The sequence below is a fragment of the Saccharopolyspora sp. NPDC003752 genome (assembly GCF_053605825.1).
Genome location: NZ_JBSGJZ010000022.1, coordinates 69,954 through 88,906 on the forward strand (window position 1 = coordinate 69,954; position 18,953 = coordinate 88,906).

The window sequence follows — 18,953 nt, forward strand, 5'->3', positions numbered from 1 at the left end:
CCGAACGTCGAGGACGTTCGCGCTCGAACGACCCGTCGTCAACCACCGTCGCGGATGGTGGCGATCAGGTGGTCGACGAAGAGCCGGACCGGGACCGGGAGGCGGCGCTGGGCCATCGTCTGGATCTGGAGGTTGCGCTCCAGCAGCTCCGGGTTCGTCAGCGGGATCGCCACCAGGCCCTCCTCGTCGAGGCGGCGGCGCACGCTCAGCCGCCCGGTGAGGGTCACGCTGCCGGAGAGCCGCGCGAAGCTGTGCAGGGCGATCGTGTGGTTGCTGACGAAGACCGGGTCGAACTCCAGGCCCTCCATGCTGCAGCAGATGTCGAACAGCTGCCGCAGCGTGGTGCCCTCCTCCATCAGCGCCAGTGGGTACGGCAGCAGGTCGGCCAGGGCGGCTTCCGCGCGCTCGGCCAGCGGGTGATCGGCGCGGACCAGGGCCCGGATGTCGTGGCGCTCGGAGTGCTCGACGCGCACGCCCTTCTCCGGCGCCGTGCTGAAGGTGACCGCGATGTCCGCGGTGCCCTCCCCGACCTCCCGGGTCGCCGCGGCCGGGGTGGTGACGCGCAGCCGGAACCGGACGCCGGGGTGCTCCGCGCGGAAGGAGGCCATCGCCTCCGGCAGGAAGTCCTGGGCGAAGCCCTCCGAGCTGACGACCTTCACCGTGCTCCGGTGCGACTGGTGCAGCTCGCGCATCTCGGCGAGGACCTGCTCCTCCTCGCGCATCCGCCGCCGCGCGTAGGCGGCCAGCATCTCACCGGCCTCGGTCAGCACCATGCCGCGCGGCTGCCGCTCGAACAGCGGCATGCCCGCCTCGTTCTCCAGCTTCGCCACCTGGCGGCTGATCGCCGAGGTCGCCACGTGCAGCCGCTCGGAAGCCTCCCGGATCGACCCGGTCCGAGCCACCTCCAGGAAGTACCGGAGCTGGTTCATCGGGCGAAATCCGGGCGGCCGCAGGACATGGCGGGGACGCTACCGCAGTCCGCCGCGCGGGACCGGGACGCGGTGGACTGTTGACATGCGGCCGGTTCGGCACGACGCTGAGCAGCATCGACCGACTAGTCGGTATGTTTCGGGCGAGTGGCGGGAGCCGAGATGGACGTGGTCAGCTACCTGGCGGATCTCCGCGCTCGACAGCAGCGCAGCTGGCCGCGGGACGTCCCCCGCGACGTGACCTACCCGCTCGGCGAAGTACCGGTGACCGACCACCTGCGGCACTGGGCCCGGCACGAACCGCAGCGCCCCGCGATCGTCTTCTACGGCCGCGAGATCACCTACGCCGAGCTGGACGAGGCGTCCGACCGGTTCGCGGGCTGGCTGGACGGCGCGGGCGTGCGCGCCGGCGACCGGGTGGGCGTGCTGCTGCCGAACTGCCCGCAGTTCGTGATCGCGATGATGGGCATCCTCAAGCTCGGTGCGGTGCACGTGCCCGTGAACCCGATGTTCCAGCAGCACGAACTCCGCTACGAGCTCACCGACGCCGGCGTCGAGGTGCTCGTCGTGAGCACCGAGCTCGTGCCGTTGGTGGAGCAGGTCCGGGCGGAGACACCGCTGCGCGAGGTGCTGGCGACCTCGCCCGCCGACCTGCTGCCCGCCGAGCCCGTGCTGCCGCTCCCGGACACGCTGCGCAGCGACACGACGGGCAGCCAGTGGTCCCGGGTGGGTGCCAGCCCGCGCGCCGAGCGCCGCGAGGTGGACCTGGACGCGCTGGCCGCGCTGAACTACACGGGCGGCACGACCGGCCTGCCGAAGGGCTGCGAGCACACGCAGCGGCACATGCTCTACACCGCGGTGACCGCGGGTGCCGCGCGCCCGCCGCGACGGAGCACCGAACCCGACGTTTACCTCTGCTACGTGCCGATCTTCTGGATCGCCGGGGAGGACATGGGAATCCTGGTCCCGCTCGTGCACGGCGGCACGGTCGTGCTGCTCGCCCGGTGGGACGCCACCGCCGTGCTCGACGCCGTCGAGCGCTACCGCGTGACCGACATGATCGGCACCGTGGACAACTACGTCGAGCTGATGGAGCACCCCGACTTCGCCGCCCACGATCTGTCCAGTTTGGACAACGCGCGGTCGATGTCGTTCGTGCGCAAGCTGACGCCCGACCTGCGGCGGCGCTGGGCGGCGGCGGTCGGCGAGCACAGCGTCCTGCGCGAGGCGTCCTACGGCATGACCGAGACGCACACCGCCGACACCATCACCTACGGCTTCTCCGACGACGACCGGGACCTGCGCTCGGAGCCGGTGTTCTGCGGGCTTCCGGTGCCCGGCACCGAATTCATGGTCGTCGACCCCGAAACCGGCGAGCCGGTGCCGATCGGCGAGCGCGGCGCGATCGCGATCCGGACGCCCTCCCTGCTCACCGGCTACTGGAACCGCCCGGACGCCAGCGCCGAGGCGCTGCGCGACGGCTGGCTGCGCACCGGCGACGTCGGGATGGTGGACGAGGACGGCTGCCTGCACTTCCTCGGCCGCAACAAGGAGATGATCAAGGTCAGCGGCATGAGCGTCTTCCCGTCGGAGGTCGAGGCGCTGCTGGCCCGCCACCCGGAGGTGCTGGGCGTGGCGGTGGTGCCGATGCCGCACCGCGCCAAGGGCCAGCTGCCGCTGGCCTACGTGCAACCGGCCCCGGGGACCGCGCTGACCGCGGAGGCGCTGACCGGGTGGGCGCGGGAGAACATGGCTTCGTACAAGGTGCCGCGCTTCGTGCTGGTGCCGGAGCTGCCGATGACCGCGACCGGGAAGATCAAGAAGGGCGACCTGCTGGAGCGGGCGCAGCGCCTCGCGGAGAGCTCCTGACCGTCAGCCGTCCAGCCCCTCGATCTGCGGCGGGGTCCAGCCGCTGACCCGCATGAACGTCTTGATCGCCGCGCTGCTCGGGGTGAGCCGCGCGGCGGTGTCGCGCAGCGCGACCGCGACCGGACTGGCCAGGAACGGGCCGAAACGCCCGGCCCAGTAGGAGGCCCGCGCGACCTGCTGGGTGCGGGGGCGGCGCTCGGCGTCGTAGTGCGTCAGGGCCTCGGCCAAGTCGTCGAACCGCGCGCAGGCGGCGACCAGGACGACGGCGTCTTCGAGCGCCTGGCAGCCGCCTTGGCCGAGGTGCGGGGTCATGGCGTGCGCGGCGTCGCCGAGCAACGCCACGTTCCCGCTCGCGTACGACTTCAGCCGGCCACCCAGGTGCCGGATGTCGTTGCGCAGCACCGCTTCCGCCGGGGTGCCGTCGATCAGCTCCGGGATCGGCGGGTGCCAGGACGCGAACTGCTCGCGGAGGTACGCGCGCTCGTCGGGGTTGCGGGCGCCTTCGGGTGCGGGCATCGCGACGTACCAGTACATCCGGCCGTCCACCAACGGCACGATGCCGAACTCCCGGCCCCTCCCCCAGCTCACGCCGATCTCGGTCAGGTCCCGGCGCTCGCAGATGGCGCGCCACGCGGCGAAGCCGGTGTAGCGGGGGCGCGGCGCGTCCGGCCAGTACCGCGCCCGGACCTGGCTGCTGATGCCGTCGGCGCCGATGACGAGATCGGCGGGTGGCAGGTCCAGTCCCGGCACCGCGCCGTCCCGGCCGACGGCGGTCACGTGGACGCCGGTGTGCAGGCACTCCGCCGGGAGCTCGTCCAGCAGCATCCGGTGCAGCTGCGCCCGGTGCACTCCGAGCATCGGCCTGCCGAGCTCCCGCTCGATCTCCGCGCCGTCCAGCCGGCTGAGCCACCGGCCGTCGCTGGAGCGCATCCCGGCGGACTCCTGCGGCTTCCCCAGCTCCCGGACCCGCTCGCCGAACCCGAGCGCCTCCAACGCGCGCAAAGCGTTGGGCCACAGCGTGATCCCCGCCCCGATCGCGCCGATCTCGGCGGCCTGCTCGACCACCGCCACCCGCCAGCCGATCCGGTGCAGTCCGACCGCCGCGGCCAGCCCGCCGATCCCCGCACCGATCACAGTCGCGCTTCGCACCACCTCACGCTACGCCACGCACCCGCGCGGCCGTTGCCGATCCGGCAACGCTGCCTTGTCTTTTTGCTGCTGGTCATGCGGCGTTCCGCGTGGTTGAGTTTGCGAATCCAGGTAGCGCATGCGGCGCGGAAAACCCTTGGTGCGCAAGCGGATTCGAGGAGGACATCGCGGTGAGCCGGGAAGTGGCGGTCGAGCGGGCGACGCAGTACTACGACTCCGGCGCGTTCCGCACGGACCTCGCGCGCCGGGTCGCCTTCCGCACCGAGAGCCAGGACCCGCAGCGCGCCGACGTGCTGCGGCAGTACCTCGCCGACGAGATCACGCCCGCCGTCGAACGGCTCGGCTGCACCGCGCGCATCGTCGACAACCCGGTGCCCGGCGGCGGTCCGTTCCTGATCGCCCACCGGCACGAGGACGACTCCCTGCCCACGCTGCTCACCTACGGGCACGGCGACGTCGTGCTGGGGCACGACGCGCAGTGGCGCGACGGGCTGGACCCGTGGCGGATCACCGTCGAGGGCGACCGCTGGTACGGCCGCGGCACCGCCGACAACAAGGGCCAGCACACCATCAACCTCGCCGCGCTGGAGCAGGTGCTCGAAACCCGCGGCGGCAGGCTCGGCTTCAACCTCAAGATCCTGCTCGACATGGGCGAGGAGACCGGATCGCCGGGCCTGAGCGAGGTCTGCGCGGACCTCGCCGACGATCTCGCCGCCGACCTGCTCATCGCCTCGGACGGCTGCCGGCTCTCGGCGCGGCGGCCGACGCTGTTCCTCGGTTCGCGCGGCGCCGTCAACTTCTCGCTGCGCGTGAACCTGCGCGACAGCGCCTACCACTCCGGCAACTGGGGCGGCCTGCTGAGCAACCCCGCCAGCATCCTGGCCAACGCGCTGGCCAGCATGATCGAACCCCGGGGGGCCGTGCGGGTGGAAGGCCTGCGGCCCGCTCCGATCCCGGAATCGGTGCGGGACGCACTGGCCGACATCACCGTCGACGGCGGCCCGGGCTCCCCCGGGATCGACGCCGACTGGGGCGAGCCGGGGCTGACGCCGAGCGAACGCGTCTTCGGCTGGAACACCCTGGAGGTGCTGGCGTTCACCGCGGGCACCCCGCAGGCGCCGGTCAACGCCATCCCCGGCAGCGCCGAGGCGCACTGCCAGCTCCGCTTCGTCGTCGGCACCGACTGGCAGGACGTCGAGCGGATCGTGCGCGCGCACCTCGACGACCACGGCTTCCCGATGATCGACGTCGAGGTCACCAGCAGCGTCGCCGCCACCCGGCTGGACCCGGCGGACGAATGGGTCCGCTGGGCGCTGGAGTCGCTGCGGCGCACCACCGACGTCAAACCGGCGCTGTTGCCGAACCTGGGCGGCACCCTGCCCAACGACGCCTTCGCCGACGTGCTCGGGCTCCCCACGATCTGGGTCCCGCACTCCTATCCCGCCTGCGCCCAGCACGCCCCGAACGAGCACCTGCTGGGCACCGTCGCACGCGAAGCGCTGGCGATCATGGCCGGCCTGTTCTGGGACCTCGGCGAGCGCTGATCCTCCCGAGGAATGGGCGATTTCGCGCGAACTCGCCCACCGCCCCGCACGGATACCGCCGATTTCGCGCGAAGTCGCGCTCCTACTTGAAGACCTGGAGACCGTGATGGCCACTTCCACCGCCTCGGCGAAATCGCACAAACCGTTCCGGGTGATCGCGGCCGCCTCGATCGGCAACGCGCTCGAGTGGTACGACATCGCGGTCTACGCGATCTTCGCGACGGTCCTGTCGAAGGTGTTCTTCCCGGCGCAGGACGAGACGGTGTCGCTGCTGCTGACGCTGGGCACCTTCGGCGTCTCGTTCCTGATCCGGCCGATCGGCGCGGTGGTGCTCGGCGCCTACGCCGACCGCGCCGGGCGCAAGGCGTCGCTGACGCTGTCGATCCGGCTGATGGTGCTGGGCACCGCGATCATCTGCCTGATGCCCTCGTACGAGACGGTCGGCCTGGTCGCGCCGATCGGCATCCTGCTGGCGCGGCTGATCCAGGGCTTCTCGGCGGGCGGCGAGTTCGGCAGCGCCACCGCGTTCATGGTCGAACACATGCCGGGCCGGCGCGGCTTCGTGGCCAGCTGGCAGTTCGCCAGCCAGGGCCTGAGCACGCTGGTGTCGGCCGGGATGGGCGTGCTGCTGACCGCCACGCTGAGCCCGGAGCAGCTGGAGTCGTGGGGCTGGCGGATCCCGTTCGCGGTCGGCCTGCTGGTCGGCCCGGTGGGCTACTACATCCGGCGGTTCGTCGACGAGGCACCGGAATTCACCGCGACGCGGACCGCCGAACCGCACTCGCCGGTGCGCACCGTGCTGCGCACCCAGAAGGTCCGGATCCTGCTGGTCGTCGGGGCGCTGCTGGTCTCCACGGTGCTCAACTACACGATCACCTACATGCCGACCTACGCGATCAAGCAGCTCGGCCTGCCCGCGTCGACCAGCTTCACGGCCACCCTGGTCACCGGCGTCGTGCTGACCGTGGTGACGCCGCTGGTCGGGCACCTGTCGGACAAGATCGGCCGGGTGAAGCTGATGGGCGTGTTCGCCGCGCTGATCCTGCTGCTGATCTACCCGATCTTCGCGACGCTGGTGGCGTTCCCCGGATTCGGCGTGATGGTCGGCATGATGCTGCTGATCGGGCTGCTGAAGGCCTGCTACTTCGGGGCGCTGCCGGCGCTGATGTCCGAGCTGTTCCCCACCGAGACCCGGGCGACCGGCATGTCGATCGGCTACAACATCGGGGTGAGCGTGTTCGGCGGGTTCACGCCGTTCATCAGCACGTGGCTGATCGGCTTCACCGGCACCAGCCTGGCCCCGAGCTTCTACCTGATGTTCGCGGCGGCAGCGAGCCTCCTCAGCCTGCTGGCGATCCGCCGTCGCCTCGGCCTCCGCTGACGCGCGTCGCGAGCGGCCGTCGAGCCGTGCGTACTTTGTGTTGCTATAGCAGCACAAAGTACGCACGGTCCCATGCCCGCGGCCATAGCCACTCACGACGTCATTTGCGCAGGAGGCGTTCTCGGAGGGTTGTCAGGGTGTTCCGGGTTTCCACGGCTTGGGTTTCGTGGAGGGTCGCCACCCCGTGGACGAGGAGGTCCGTCAGGGTCAGCGCCGAGGTCGACTCCGCCGCGACCCGGCCCGCTCCGCCCGCCGCGTAGAGCGCCACGTCCAGTTGCGGGGCGAACTGCTTGGCCAGGCGGCGTTCCGAGATCAGGATCCGGCGCGCGCCGACCACCTGGGCGTGGTCGAGCAGCACCTCCAGCTCCGGCAGGGCGCGCCCCGGCAGGTAGATCACCACGACGTCGTCGCGGCCCAGCGGGAGCAGGTCGTCGGCCAGCCGGAAGCCGGTGCTGCCGACGAACCGGGCCCGCCGCCCGAGCCGGTTCAGCCGCAGCGCCAGGTGCCGAGCGCCGAGTTCCGAACCGCCGACGCCGAACGCCATCACCTCGCGCGCGTGGGACAGCAGGCTCACCGCCGTCCGCACGTCTTCGAGCTTCAGCGCGGCCAGGGTGTTCTCCAGCTCGTCGCGGGCCTCGGAGAACACCGTGGCCATCGCCCGCTCCAGGTCCGGGCCGATGCTGGCCAGCCGCTGCTCCAGGCGGGTCGCCGGCGCCACCGTGGTCACCAGCGCCCGCCCGGCTTCGCGCTTGAGCTCCGGCAGCCCGCTGTAGCCGAGCTTGCGCGCGGTGCGGACCACCGTCGCGTCGCTGGTGCCGGTGTGCTGGCCCAGTTCTTCGGCGGTGGCGAAGACCAGTTGCTCCTGCGGCATGTTCAGCAGGTAGCGCGCCACCTTCTGCTCCGCGCGGGACAGCACGTCGAGGCGCTCCTGCACCCTCGCGCGGAGGTCTTCGGCCGCCGCCTCTCCTGAAGTGTTCGCTTCAAGTCTTGACTTATCCGTCATCCTCACTACATTTCTTGTAGCAGTCACGCCCGTCACATTTTTCCTGTAGCGAATACTACAGCGCTTGGTGAGAGACCGGATGAACAACTTGACACTTCCCACCGTGGAACTCCGCGGCACCGCACGGGAACGGGGCCGCCAGTACGGCGAGTTCGCCCGGCCCCAGATCGACCGCGCCCTCGCCTACTACTCCGACGCATTCGGCAAGTCGACCGGCCTGACGTGGCAGCAGGTCACCGCCCGCGTCGACGAGCTCCGCCCCGGCTGCGAACGATTCGCCCCCGACCTCGTCGAGGAGATGACCGGCATCGCCGAAGGCGCCGGGGTCGGCTTCACCGACGTCCTGGCGCTCAACGCGCGCGGCGAGCTCATCCGGGACAGCCTGCCCGCCACCGACGAGGACGCCGACGGCTGCTCGTCGTTCGCGCTGCTGCCCGAGGCCAGCGGCGACGGCCACGTCTATTGTGGACAGAACTGGGACTGGCGGCACGGCATCAAGGACACCATCGTGGTGGCCCGCATCGTGCAGCCGCCGAAGCCGACCGTGGTGATGCACCTGGAGGCCGGTCAGGTCGGCCGCCAGGGCGCCAACTCCACCGGCCTCGCGCTCAACGCCAACGGCCTGGGTGGGAACTTCGGCGCCACCCGCGGCGTCCCGCAGACCCTCATCCGCCGCAAGGTGCTCGACTCGTCGAGCATGCACGAGGCGCTGGAGGTGCTCAGCAAGGCCGATCAGCAGATCGCCAGCAACGCGCTGCTGACGCACCGCGACGACTTCGCCATCGACGTCGAGACGACGCCCAAGGCGCACGGCTGGATGTACCCGGAGGACGGGGTACTGGTGCACGGCAACCACTACCAGGCATTCATCCCGCCGCAGCTGGCCGCCGACTACCGGCCCCGGCCGGTGGACTCCCTGTTCCGCGTGCCCCGCATCCGCACCGGGCTGCGCCAGGCGCGCACCGCGTCCGGCGGCGATGCCGTGCGCAAGGCGATCAAGGACGCCTTCTCCGATCACTTCGGCTACCCGGAGTCGGTGTGCACCCATCCCGACGAGCGCACCGACGAGATCCGCCAGTGGTCGACCGTGCTGCACAACTGCATCGACCTCACCGCGGGCGAGTACTACGTGGCGGCGGGCAACCCGTGCACCGAGGAGTACCAGCTGCTGCCGTGGAACCTCTACGACGGACCGGGCGGTGACAGCTGATGCGAAGATGCCTCGCCCTGCTCGCCGCCGGGCTGCTGGCCGGCTGCGGCAGTTCCGCGCAGCTCGGCGCGGTCCAGCTGGTGCCGAACACGCCGCCGGCGGTCGCGCCGGCCGGCGACATCACCTGGTTCCTGGACTCCGAGCCGCTCACCCTCGACACCGACTACCACGGCGCCACCACCGAGGACACCGTGGTGGCCAACCTCTGCGACCGCCTCTACCAGCTGCAACCGGACCTCACCGTCCGCCCGTGGCTGGTCGGGGAACCGGCGATGCCGGACCCGGCGACGTTCGTCTACCGGGTCCGCGACGGGGTCCGGTTCCACGACGGCAGCGCGGTCACCGCCGAGGACGTCGCGTTCAGCCTGCGACGGCACGCCGAGGACGGCAACGACGAGTCCGACGAGTTCGGCAACGTCGATTCCATCGACGTCACCGGCCCGATGGAAGTGACCGTGCGGCTGGAAGAACCGGACGCGCAGTTCAAGTACCGGATGGCCGGCGACGCCGGGATCGTCCTCAACGCCGACGTGGTGAACCGGCTCGGCCAGGACTTCGGCAGCCCCGGCCGGCCCGACGCGTGCAGCGGCCCGTACTACCTGGACCGCTGGGACGCCGGGTCCAGCCTGACGATCAAGCGGTTCCCGGACTACTGGAACCCCGAGCTCCGGCCGCTGACCGAGAGCATCCGGTTCGTCTGGGGCGACGAGTGGGCGGCGGTCAACAGCCTGCGCACCGGCGCCGCCGACGGCGCCTACCTCGACGACCCGAGCATGGCGCCGGCGCTGAGCACCAGCCCGGAGCTGTCCCTCCACTTCGGACTCACCACGTCGGCGTGGCAGCTCATCCCGACCGGCCGCGGGCCGATGGCCGACGTCCGGCTGCGCACCGCGCTGTCGCTCTCGCTGGATCGCCGGGGCATGGCCGAGGCGGCGTTCCGCGGCGCCGCCGAGCCGTGGAAGCTGCCGGTCGGCGCGGGCACGTTCGGCACCGGCAAGGAGCTGTTCGAGCAGGCATACCAGCAAATCCGCGACGTCCCGATCCGCCCCGGCGAGCAGGACCTGGCGCGCGCCCGCGAGCTGGTGCGGGAGGCCGGGCCGCCGGCGGAGCCGATCGTGGTGGCCAACGACGGCACCGCCGTGGGCAACGTGCTGGCCAACGGCGTCCGCGACGCCGGGCTGAAGCTGGGGCTGCCGGTGGAGATCCGCACCGTGCCGCCCGCCCAGTTCTCGGAGCTGTTCGCCTCTCCAGAGGCGCGAGCCGGCGTCGATCTGATCGTCAACGACTGGTACCTGTCCAAGCCCGACGGGCTGGGCATGTACGACAACGTGCTGCCCGACAGCGTCAACAACTACCTCGACTTCCGCGACGAGCAGTACGAGAGCACCTTCGCCTCGGCCGCGGCCACCTACGACGACCTGCAACGCGCCCGGCAGGTCATCCGGCTGCAGGACGAGTACCTCGGGCACATGCTGTCCATCCCGCTGGTGATGGCCCCGACGACGCTGGCGATGAGCGACCGGCTCACCGGCGCGCCGGTCTCCAGCGCCTACCTGACCTATCCGTGGGCGGCAGATCTCGGGAGGCGGTCTTGATCGCGCTGTTGCGTTGGCTCGGCCAGGTGGTGATCACGCTGCTGGTCGCGTCGTTCCTGATCTTCGCCGCGATGTACCTGGCGCCCGGTGACCCGGCGACGGTGCTGGCCGGCGGCGCGGAGAACGCCAGCGACGAGACGCTGGCCGCGATCCGCGCCGAGTACCACCTGGACCAGCCGTTCCTGGTGCAGTACGTGCTGTGGCTCGGTGGCGTGGTGCGCGGCGACCTCGGCCGGTCGTTCGTCTACGGGCAGGACGTCGGCTTCCTGATCGCCACCCGGCTGGAGACCACGGTGTGGCTGGCGCTGTACGCGGCGGTGCTGACCATCGCGATCGGCGTGCTGCTCGGCTCGCTGGCCGCGGTGCGCCGCGGGCCGCTGGACTCGGTGGTGTCTGCCGCGACGGCCATGCTGGCCGGGATCCCGCCGTTCGTCGCGGCCGTCGGGCTGATCGCCGCGTTCGGCGTCGGGCTGGCCTGGTTCCCGGTGACCGGCGCCGGCGAGGGCGTGCTCGGCAGGCTGCACCACCTGACGCTGCCCGCCGTTTCCCTGGCGGTGGTGTCGCTGGCGACCATCACCCGGGTCACCCGGCAGTCCATGGTGGACATCCTGGTGCAGGACCACGTCCGGGTCGCCCGCACCCGCGGCATCCCGGAGCGGCTGGTGATCGGCAGGCACGTGCTGCGCAACGCGGTCGGCCCGATCGCCACGATGGCGGGCATGATCACCGCGAGCCTGCTGGCGGGCACCGTGGTGGTGGAGTCCGTGTTCGGGCTCAGCGGCGTGGGATCGCTGCTGGTCAACGCCATCAACACGAAGGACTTCCCGGTCACGCAGGCGGTCCTGCTGTGCATGGTGCTGGCGTACGTGGTGACGACCGGGCTGACCGAGCTGGTGCAGCACCTCGCCGACCCGCGGCTGCGCCGTGCCCGGCGCGCGGGTGTCCCACGACAGGCAGGAGCGGCGGCATGACACTGTCCGGATCACTCGTCGCCGACGCCGCGGTCGCGTCCGGGCGGCGGCGCAACGGCCCGCTGTTCTGGGGCGCCGCAAGCGTTCTCGCGGTCCTCGGGCTGGCCGCGCTGGCGGCGCCGCTGATCGCGCCCTACGACCCGACGGCCACCGATTTCGACTCGATCCTCGCCCCGCCGGGCATCGAGCACCTGCTGGGCACCGACCAGCTCGGCCGCGACATCCTGTCCCGCATCCTGCACGGCGCCCGCACCAGCCTGATCGCGCCGCTGGGCGTCCTGGCCATCGCGCTGCTCCTCGGCCCGGTGCTGGGCGTCGTCGCGGCGTGGCGCGGCGGCTGGCTGGACGCGGTGGTCTCCCGCGCGACCGATGCGCTGATCGCCTTTCCCGGCCTGCTGTTCGCGGTGCTGACCATCGCGGTGCTCGGCACGGGTGTCGCCGCGTCGGTGCTGGCCCTGGGCCTGGCGTACTTCCCCGCGGTCGCCAAGATCACCCGCAGCGCCGCGCGGGCCGAGCGGCAGCGCCCGTACATCGAGGCGTACCGGGTGCAGGGCATGGGCGGCGCGGCGATCTGCCTGACCCGGTTGCTGCCCCGGGTGATGCCGATCGTGCTCGGCTACGCGGTGGTGCTCTTCGGCGACGTGCTGATGGCGCTGGCGAGCCTGAGCTACCTCGGATTCGGCTCGCAGCCGCCGTCGTCGGACTGGGGCCTGATGGTCGCCGAGGGCCAGTTCGCGATGCTCGAAGGCGCGATGGCCCCGACGCTGGTGCCCGGCGCGATGATCGCGATCGCGGTGGTGGCGTTCAACATCGTCGGCGTGCGGATCGCCGACCGGCTCGGCAGGGCGGAGCACTCATGAGCAGCCCTGTGCCAACCTCAGCCCTCCTCAGCCGCACCCCAGGGGACCGTGACGCATCCCAGCCACGGGAAACCACGCAACGGGAGAGTGCGCTGAACGCAACCACCACTGCGAATCGCGGAGAGGCGGACCAGTCATGAGCCTGGCAGAACTCCGGGAGCTGACCGTCGGTTTCCCCGGCAGGCCGATCCTGCGCGGCATCGACCTGCGCGTCGAGGCGGGCGAGGTGGTCGGGCTGGTCGGCGAGTCCGGTTCCGGCAAGTCCACCGCCGCGATGAGCATCGCGGGCTCGCTGCCGGCCTCGGCCGCGGTGTCCGGACAGATCACAGTGGACGGTCGGGACGTGCTGGGCATGTCCCCGGCGGAGCTGCGGGAGCTGCGGACCCGCAAGGTCGGCGTGGTGCAGCAGGAACCGCGCGCGGCGTTCAACCCGGTGCGCCCGGTCGGGCACTTCCTGACCGAGCAGCTGCGCACGAATCTCGGCTGGTCCGGGCAGGATGCCCGCGACCGGGTGGTGGGCCTGATGCGCGAGTGCGGGCTGCGGGAACCCGAGGCCATTCTCGCGCGGTACCCCCACGAGTTCTCCGGCGGCATGCTGCAGCGGCTGGTCATCGCCGCGGCCCTCGCCCCGGAGCCGGAGCTGCTGGTCGCGGACGAGGCGACCAGCGCCCTGGACGTCACCACGCAGGCCGAGATCATCGGGATCCTGAGCCGGGCACGCGCCGATCGGGGGCTCGGGATCCTCTTCATCACGCACGACCTGCCGCTGGCGGCGGCGTTCTGCGATCGCGTGGTTGTCCTGCGCTCCGGCGAGGTGGTCGAGGAGCAGGGCGCGCGCGAGCTGTTCGCCGCACCCAAATCCGCCTACGCCGCGGAACTGCTCGCCGCCGTGCCGGTGCTGGACGAGGACGGAGTCGACGCATGACGCTCGAAGTGACCGGTCTGCGCAAGTCGTTCGGTCCGACCCGCGCGGTCGACGACGTGTCGCTGACCGTGCCCGATGGCGGATCGCTGGGCCTGGTGGGCGAATCCGGTTCCGGCAAGAGCACGATCGCCCGCATCCTGGCCGGCCTGGAACGACCCGACGGCGGCGAGATCACCTTGGACGGCGCGCCGGTCGCCACGCGCCCGCGCACCGGCCGGGCGCGGCTGGCCAGGGCGAAGGCCATCCAGCTGGTGTTCCAGGACCCGTACCTCTCACTCGACCCGGCCGTTCCCATCGGCCGCTGCCTCGACGCGGTGCTCCGCCTGCACGGCTGGTCGGACCGGGCCGCGCGGCACGCCCGCGTCGGCGAGCTGCTCGACCAGGTCGGCCTGGACCCGTCGAAAAGGCCTGCGCTGCCGCGGGAACTCAGCGGCGGGCAGCGGCAACGCGTGGCGATCGCGCGGGCCGTCGCGGTGCGGCCGAAGCTGCTGATCCTCGACGAAGCGGTGTCCGCGCTGGACGTTTCGGTGCAGGCGCAGATCCTGCGGCTGCTGGCCGAACTGCGGCGCGAGACCGGCACGGCCCAGCTGTTCATCAGCCACGACCTGGCCGTCGTCAACGAGGTCACCGACACGATCGCGGTGCTGCTGCGCGGCCGCCTCGTGGAAAGCGGCACCACCCGCGACGTCCTGCGCTCGCCGGAGCATCCGTACGTGCAGCTGCTCAAGGATTCGGTGCCCCGGCCGGGCTGGAACCCGGCGGCCATCGCCGCCCGCCGCGCCGAACTCCCGGAGCTGGCAGGCTGATTTCGCGGCGACTGTCGGTCCCGGCCGGTATAAAGGACGGCCGGTGCTCCGCGAGTCGCCGATTCCGCAGATCAAATGCCGTGAGCGTTTCGGGCCAGGACGCCCCGAAACGCTCACGGGCGCGTGCCTGCGGAAGCGGTGCCGCGGGGCATCCGGAACCAATGCCTTTCGCACGGTTGGAGAAGCAGCGCAGCATGAGCCCGGATCCGTCCGAACGCATCAACTCCGAAACCGCCGAACCCCGGCGGGCCGCCGACAGCCACGACCTGATCGAAGTCCGCGGGGCGCGGGAGAACAACCTCCGCGACGTCTCGCTGGACATCCCCAAGCGGCGGCTCACGGTGTTCACCGGTGTCTCCGGTTCCGGCAAGTCCTCGCTGGTGTTCGGCACCATCGCGGCCGAATCCCGGCGGCTGATCAACGAGACCTACACGGCGTTCATCCAGTCGTTCATGCCCAGCCTCGGCCGGCCGGACGTGGACTCGCTGCGCAACCTGAGCACCGCGATCGTCGTCGACCAGGAGCGGATGGGCGCCAATTCCCGCTCCACGGTCGGCACCGCCACCGACACGCACACGATGCTGCGCCTGCTGTTCAGCCGCCTCGGCACCCCGCACGTCGGCACCGCGACGGCGTTCAGCTTCAACAGCCCCGAAGGCATGTGCCCGGAGTGCGAGGGGCTCGGGCACGTCTCGACGATCGACGTCGACGAGCTCGTCGACAAGGACCGCTCGCTCAACGAAGGCGCGATCACCGTCCCCGGTTTCGCGGTGGACTCCTGGTACTGGCAGGTGATCGCCGGCTCCGGGCTGTTCGACCCCGACGTCAAGCTGCGGGACTTCACGCCCCAGCAGTGGGAGGACTTCCTCCACAAGCCGGCCACCAAGATCAAGCACGCCACCATCAACACCACCTACGAGGGCCTGCTGGTCAAGGTGCAGCGGGTCTACCTCGCCAAGGACCGCGAGGCGATGCAGCCGCACATCCGGGCGTTCGTGGACCGCGCGGTGGTGTTCGCCGACTGCCCGGCCTGCGGCGGTGCCCGGCTGAACCAGGCCGCGCTGGGGGCGAAGATCGACGGCCGCAACATCGCCGACTGCTCGGCGATGCAGATCAACGAGCTGGCCGAGTTCGTCCGCGGCATCGGCGACGAATCGGTGGCTCCGCTGCTGGAATCGCTGCGCGACACGCTGGATTCGCTGGTCGAGATCGGCCTGGGCTACCTGAGCCTGGACCGCGAGTCCGGGACGCTCTCCGGCGGCGAGGCGCAGCGGGTGAAGATGGTGCGGCACCTCGGTTCGAGCCTCACCGATGTGACCTACGTCTTCGACGAGCCGACGGTGGGCCTGCACCCGCACGACATCCAGCGGATGAACGACCTGCTGATCCGGTTGCGGGACAAGGGGAACACGGTGCTCGTCGTGGAGCACAAGCCGGAGACGATCGAGATCGCCGACCACGTGGTGGATCTCGGGCCGGGCGCGGGCACCTCCGGCGGGCAGGTGTGCTTCGCCGGCGACGTGGCGGGCCTGCGGCGCTCGGACACCCTGACGGGGCGGCACCTGGACCACCGGGCCAGGCTGCGCGAGGAGGTCCGCAAGCCGACCGGCCACCTGTCGATCACCGGCGCCGACGCGCACAACCTGAAGAACGTCGACGTGGACATCCCGCTGGGCGTGCTGACCGTGGTCACCGGCGTCGCCGGGTCGGGCAAGAGCTCGCTGATCCACGGTTCGCTGCCCCGCCGCGACGGCGTGGTCGTGGTGGACCAGGCCCCGATCCGCGGTTCGCGGCGCAGCAACCCGGCCACCTACACCGGCCTGCTCGACCCGATCCGGACGGCCTTCGCCAAGGCCAACGGCGTCAAGGCGAGCCTGTTCAGCGCGAACTCCGAGGGCGCCTGCCCGAACTGCAAGGGCATCGGGCTGGTCTACACGGACCTGGCGATGATGGCCGGCGTCGCGACGGTCTGCGAGAAGTGCGAGGGCAAGCGGTTCACCGCCGAGGTGCTGGCCCACAAGCTGCGGGGCAAGGACATCAGCGAGGTCCTGGGCATGTCGGTGGCGCAGGCGCACGAGTTCTTCACCGCGGGCTCGGCGCGCGCGATCCTCGGCCGCCTCGTGGACGTCGGCCTAGGCTACGTCCGCCTCGGCCAGCCGCTGACCACGCTGTCCGGCGGCGAGCGGCAGCGCCTGAAGCTCGCGATCCACATGGCGGAGAAGGCGTCGATCTACGTCCTCGACGAACCGACCACGGGCCTGCATCTGGCCGACGTGGACCAGCTGCTCGCGCTCCTGGACCGGCTGGTGGACGACGGCGGCACGGTGATCGCCATCGAGCACCACCAGGCCGTGATGGCGCACGCGGACCACCTGATCGACCTCGGTCCCGGCGCGGGCCACGACGGCGGCCGGATCGTCTTCACCGGCACCCCGGCCGAACTGGTCGCGACCGGCGATTCCCTGACGGCCCAACACCTCCGCAAGTACGTCGGCGGCAACTAGGACCGGGGAGGGGCACCGCGAACTGTGCGGCGCCCCTCCCTGGTGTGTCCGGCGTCACCGGACGTTCGGCCGTTTCACCGATGAGTTCCTCCGGCGCGCGTGGTCTCCCCAATCGACAAGAGTTCAGGAGGAACCCGCGTGACCCAGCTGCTGAGAGTGCAGAACTTCAACGTTTCGCTCGACGGATTCGGTGCCGGTGAGGGCCAGAGCCTCGAGAAGCCGTTCGGCCACGCCGACCCCGGCACCATGTTCGCCTGGGGCGGCGCCACGGCGAGCTGGCCCACCCGGACCGATCCCGGCGGCAGCCGCGGGCTCGACGACTACTTCACGCGGGACTTCGCCCGCAACATCGGCGCCGAGATCATGGGCCGCGGCAAGTTCGGCCCGCAGCGCGGCCCCTGGGAGAACCACGACTGGCTGGGCTGGTGGGGCGACGAACCCCCGTTCCACACCCCGGTTTTCGTGCTGACCCACCACGTGCGCCCGTCGTTCACGCTGTCCGACACCACGTTCCACTTCGTGGACGGCGATCCGGCGACGGTCCTCGAACAGGCGCGGGAAGCGGCGCGGGGCAAGGACGTCCGGCTCGGCGGCGGAGCCACCACCATTCGGCAGTTCCTCGACGCCGACCTCGTCGACACCATGCATGTGGCGGTCTCGCAGGTGGAACTGGGATCCGGGTCGAAGCTCTGGGAGTCGCCCGACGAGCTGCGCGACCGGTTCCACCTGGAGATCGTGCCCAGCCCGAGCGGCGTCACCCACCACCTGTTCTGGCGGAAGTGACGCGAGCCGGGCCCGGTGGCGAGCGATCACCACCGGGCCCGGCTCCTCTCCTCGGCGGATCAGGCCGTGACGGCCTGGCGGGGCTTGGCGAGGTCCCAGCGGTGGCGGGTCAGCACCACCGGCACGCCTTCGCCGCGGGCCTCCGCCGCGAACACCTCCGCCCGCGCCCGGCGCCACCAGACCACCGTCCGGAACGCGCCGAACAGCAGCATCGCCACCAGCGCCAGCATCGCCACCCGGTACTCCGAGCCGCCCGGCATGTCCTGCGCCAGGTCCAGCACCAGGCCCACGAACAGCACGCCGAGCGCCGTCGCGGAGTGCCCGCCCGCGTTCGCCACGCCGGTCGCGGTGCCGACCCGGGACACCGGGTTGTAGTCCCGCACCAAGGCGAACGCCACCGCCGAAACCGGGCCGCCCAGGGCGAAGACCAGGAACGCCGTCGCGATCACCACCAGCGGCGGGCGTCCTTCCGGCCAGCCCAGCAGCACCACCCAGGACAGGGCGTTGAGCACCAGGTAGCCCAGCACGATCCACATCCGGCACTCCGGGCGGCTGCCGATCAGCGCGCCCACCACGGGCCCGCCGACGACCTGCCCGATGATCAGCAGGCTGAGCATCACGCTCGCCGTCGCCGCCGGCACGCCCAGCCCGTTGACCAGGTACGGGAAGCCCCACAGCAGGGTCAGCGCGCCCGAGACGAACATCGTGCAGAAGTGCGCCCAGAACGCCAGCCGCGTGCCCGGCACCGACCAGGCCTCGCGCACCTGCTGGAACACCGCACCGCCGCTGCGCGCCTGCGCACCGCCGGGCGAAACGTCCCGCACGATCGTCGAGGTCACCGCCGCGTAAGCCAGCGTCAACGCGCCCACCAGCAGGAACGTCGCCGTCCAGCCCATGTTCTGCAACGCCAGCGCGAGCGGGAACGTGGCCGCAACGCCACCCAGCGCCCCCAGTGCGCTGGACACCGTTGCCACCAGTGCGTAGCGGCGGGCGGAGAAGTGCGCCGCCACCAGCCGCAGGATGCTGACCCACATCAGCGCGTCACCGAGGCCCAGCACCGCGCGGGCGAGCAGGCCCATCGAGTAGGAATCGGCGAGGGCGAAGAGTATCTGCCCCGTGCCCAACAACAACACCGCGACGGTGATCACCTTCCGGGAACCGAAGCGGTCCACCAGCAATCCGGTGGGAATCTGCATGCCGGCGTAGATGCCGACCTGCAGGACCGTGAACGCGCTCAGCGCGGCCGGACCGACGTCGAACCGGTCGAGCGCCTGCGTTCCGGCGACCCCCAAGCTGCCCCTGTGAAATACCGCGGCGAGATAGGCGATCACCGCCGCGCTCCAGATCCACCATGCCCGACTCTCCGGTCGGTCGGCAGCCACGAAAGACCTCCTTGTTCAGTTCTGTGCAGCGAAAGTCGAAAT

The 18,953-nt window shown here is 71.3% G+C and carries 15 protein-coding genes; 11 read left to right on the forward strand and 4 right to left on the reverse strand.

Annotation, left to right across the window (positions count from 1 at the left end; all coding sequences use genetic code 11):
• Positions 1-38: 38 nt before the first annotated feature.
• On the reverse strand, positions 39-929 hold the full coding sequence (locus ACWEV3_RS26250; RefSeq protein WP_452616439.1) for a LysR family transcriptional regulator: 891 nt from the start codon (positions 927-929) through the stop codon (positions 39-41).
• Positions 930-1,076: 147 nt separating this feature from the next.
• Here ACWEV3_RS26250 and ACWEV3_RS26255 point away from each other — a divergent pair, with 147 nt between their 5' ends.
• Positions 1,077-2,798 (forward strand): AMP-binding protein, encoded by a 1,722-nt coding sequence (locus ACWEV3_RS26255; RefSeq protein ID WP_452616440.1) that lies wholly within the window; start codon positions 1,077-1,079, stop codon positions 2,796-2,798.
• Positions 2,799-2,801: 3 nt separating this feature from the next.
• On the opposite strand, the gene ACWEV3_RS26260 is transcribed toward ACWEV3_RS26255, so the two are convergent.
• Positions 2,802-3,947 (reverse strand): FAD-dependent monooxygenase, encoded by a 1,146-nt coding sequence (locus ACWEV3_RS26260; RefSeq protein ID WP_452616441.1) that lies wholly within the window; start codon positions 3,945-3,947, stop codon positions 2,802-2,804.
• Between the two features lie 170 nt (positions 3,948-4,117).
• Between ACWEV3_RS26260 and ACWEV3_RS26265 the strand changes: the two genes are divergently transcribed.
• Complete coding sequence (locus ACWEV3_RS26265; RefSeq protein WP_452616442.1) at positions 4,118-5,491, forward strand: M20 family metallopeptidase; 1,374 nt, start codon at positions 4,118-4,120, stop codon at positions 5,489-5,491.
• 106 nt (positions 5,492-5,597) lie between these two features.
• Positions 5,598-6,872, forward strand: a complete 1,275-nt coding sequence (locus tag ACWEV3_RS26270) for an MFS transporter (protein WP_452616443.1) — start codon at positions 5,598-5,600, stop codon at positions 6,870-6,872.
• Positions 6,873-6,972: 100 nt separating this feature from the next.
• Here the strand turns inward: ACWEV3_RS26270 and ACWEV3_RS26275 are convergent, their stop codons facing one another.
• Positions 6,973-7,875 carry a MurR/RpiR family transcriptional regulator gene (locus tag ACWEV3_RS26275; protein ID WP_452616444.1) on the reverse strand — a complete coding sequence of 301 codons (903 nt, stop codon included), beginning with the start codon at positions 7,873-7,875 and terminating at the stop codon, positions 6,973-6,975.
• Between the two features lie 79 nt (positions 7,876-7,954).
• Here ACWEV3_RS26275 and ACWEV3_RS26280 point away from each other — a divergent pair, with 79 nt between their 5' ends.
• The 8 genes from ACWEV3_RS26280 to ACWEV3_RS26315 all read left to right on the forward strand — a co-directional run bounded on the left by ACWEV3_RS26280 (position 7,955) and on the right by ACWEV3_RS26315 (position 17,529).
• Positions 7,955-9,085 (forward strand): C45 family autoproteolytic acyltransferase/hydolase, encoded by a 1,131-nt coding sequence (locus ACWEV3_RS26280; RefSeq protein WP_452616445.1) that lies wholly within the window; start codon positions 7,955-7,957, stop codon positions 9,083-9,085.
• Complete coding sequence (locus ACWEV3_RS26285) at positions 9,085-10,680, forward strand: ABC transporter substrate-binding protein (RefSeq protein WP_452616446.1); 1,596 nt, start codon at positions 9,085-9,087, stop codon at positions 10,678-10,680. Before ACWEV3_RS26280 ends, ACWEV3_RS26285 begins: the two co-directional genes overlap by 1 nt.
• On the forward strand, positions 10,677-11,651 hold the full coding sequence (locus tag ACWEV3_RS26290) for an ABC transporter permease (protein WP_452616447.1): 975 nt from the start codon (positions 10,677-10,679) through the stop codon (positions 11,649-11,651). The genes ACWEV3_RS26285 and ACWEV3_RS26290 overlap by 4 nt, the downstream gene beginning before the upstream one ends.
• The gene (locus ACWEV3_RS26295; protein WP_452616448.1) at positions 11,648-12,511 is read left to right on the forward strand and encodes an ABC transporter permease; all 864 of its coding nucleotides are present in this window, start codon (positions 11,648-11,650) and stop codon (positions 12,509-12,511) included. Before ACWEV3_RS26290 ends, ACWEV3_RS26295 begins: the two co-directional genes overlap by 4 nt.
• Positions 12,512-12,647: 136 nt before the next feature.
• Entirely contained in the window at positions 12,648-13,436 is a 789-nt protein-coding gene (locus ACWEV3_RS26300) for an ABC transporter ATP-binding protein (RefSeq protein ID WP_452616449.1), read from the forward strand.
• Complete coding sequence (locus tag ACWEV3_RS26305; RefSeq protein ID WP_452616450.1) at positions 13,433-14,242, forward strand: ABC transporter ATP-binding protein; 810 nt, start codon at positions 13,433-13,435, stop codon at positions 14,240-14,242. Before ACWEV3_RS26300 ends, ACWEV3_RS26305 begins: the two co-directional genes overlap by 4 nt.
• 194 nt (positions 14,243-14,436) lie before the next feature.
• A complete protein-coding gene (locus tag ACWEV3_RS26310; RefSeq protein WP_452616451.1) occupies positions 14,437-16,746 on the forward strand; it encodes an ATP-binding cassette domain-containing protein in 2,310 nt (769 codons plus the stop codon).
• A gap of 138 nt (positions 16,747-16,884) precedes the next feature.
• On the forward strand, positions 16,885-17,529 hold the full coding sequence (locus ACWEV3_RS26315; protein ID WP_452616452.1) for a dihydrofolate reductase family protein: 645 nt from the start codon (positions 16,885-16,887) through the stop codon (positions 17,527-17,529).
• A 59-nt stretch (positions 17,530-17,588) separates the two neighbouring features.
• Here the strand turns inward: ACWEV3_RS26315 and ACWEV3_RS26320 are convergent, their stop codons facing one another.
• Positions 17,589-18,911, reverse strand: coding sequence for an MFS transporter (locus tag ACWEV3_RS26320; RefSeq protein WP_452616453.1), 1,323 nt, complete (start codon positions 18,909-18,911; stop codon positions 17,589-17,591).
• Positions 18,912-18,953 lie beyond the last annotated feature (42 nt).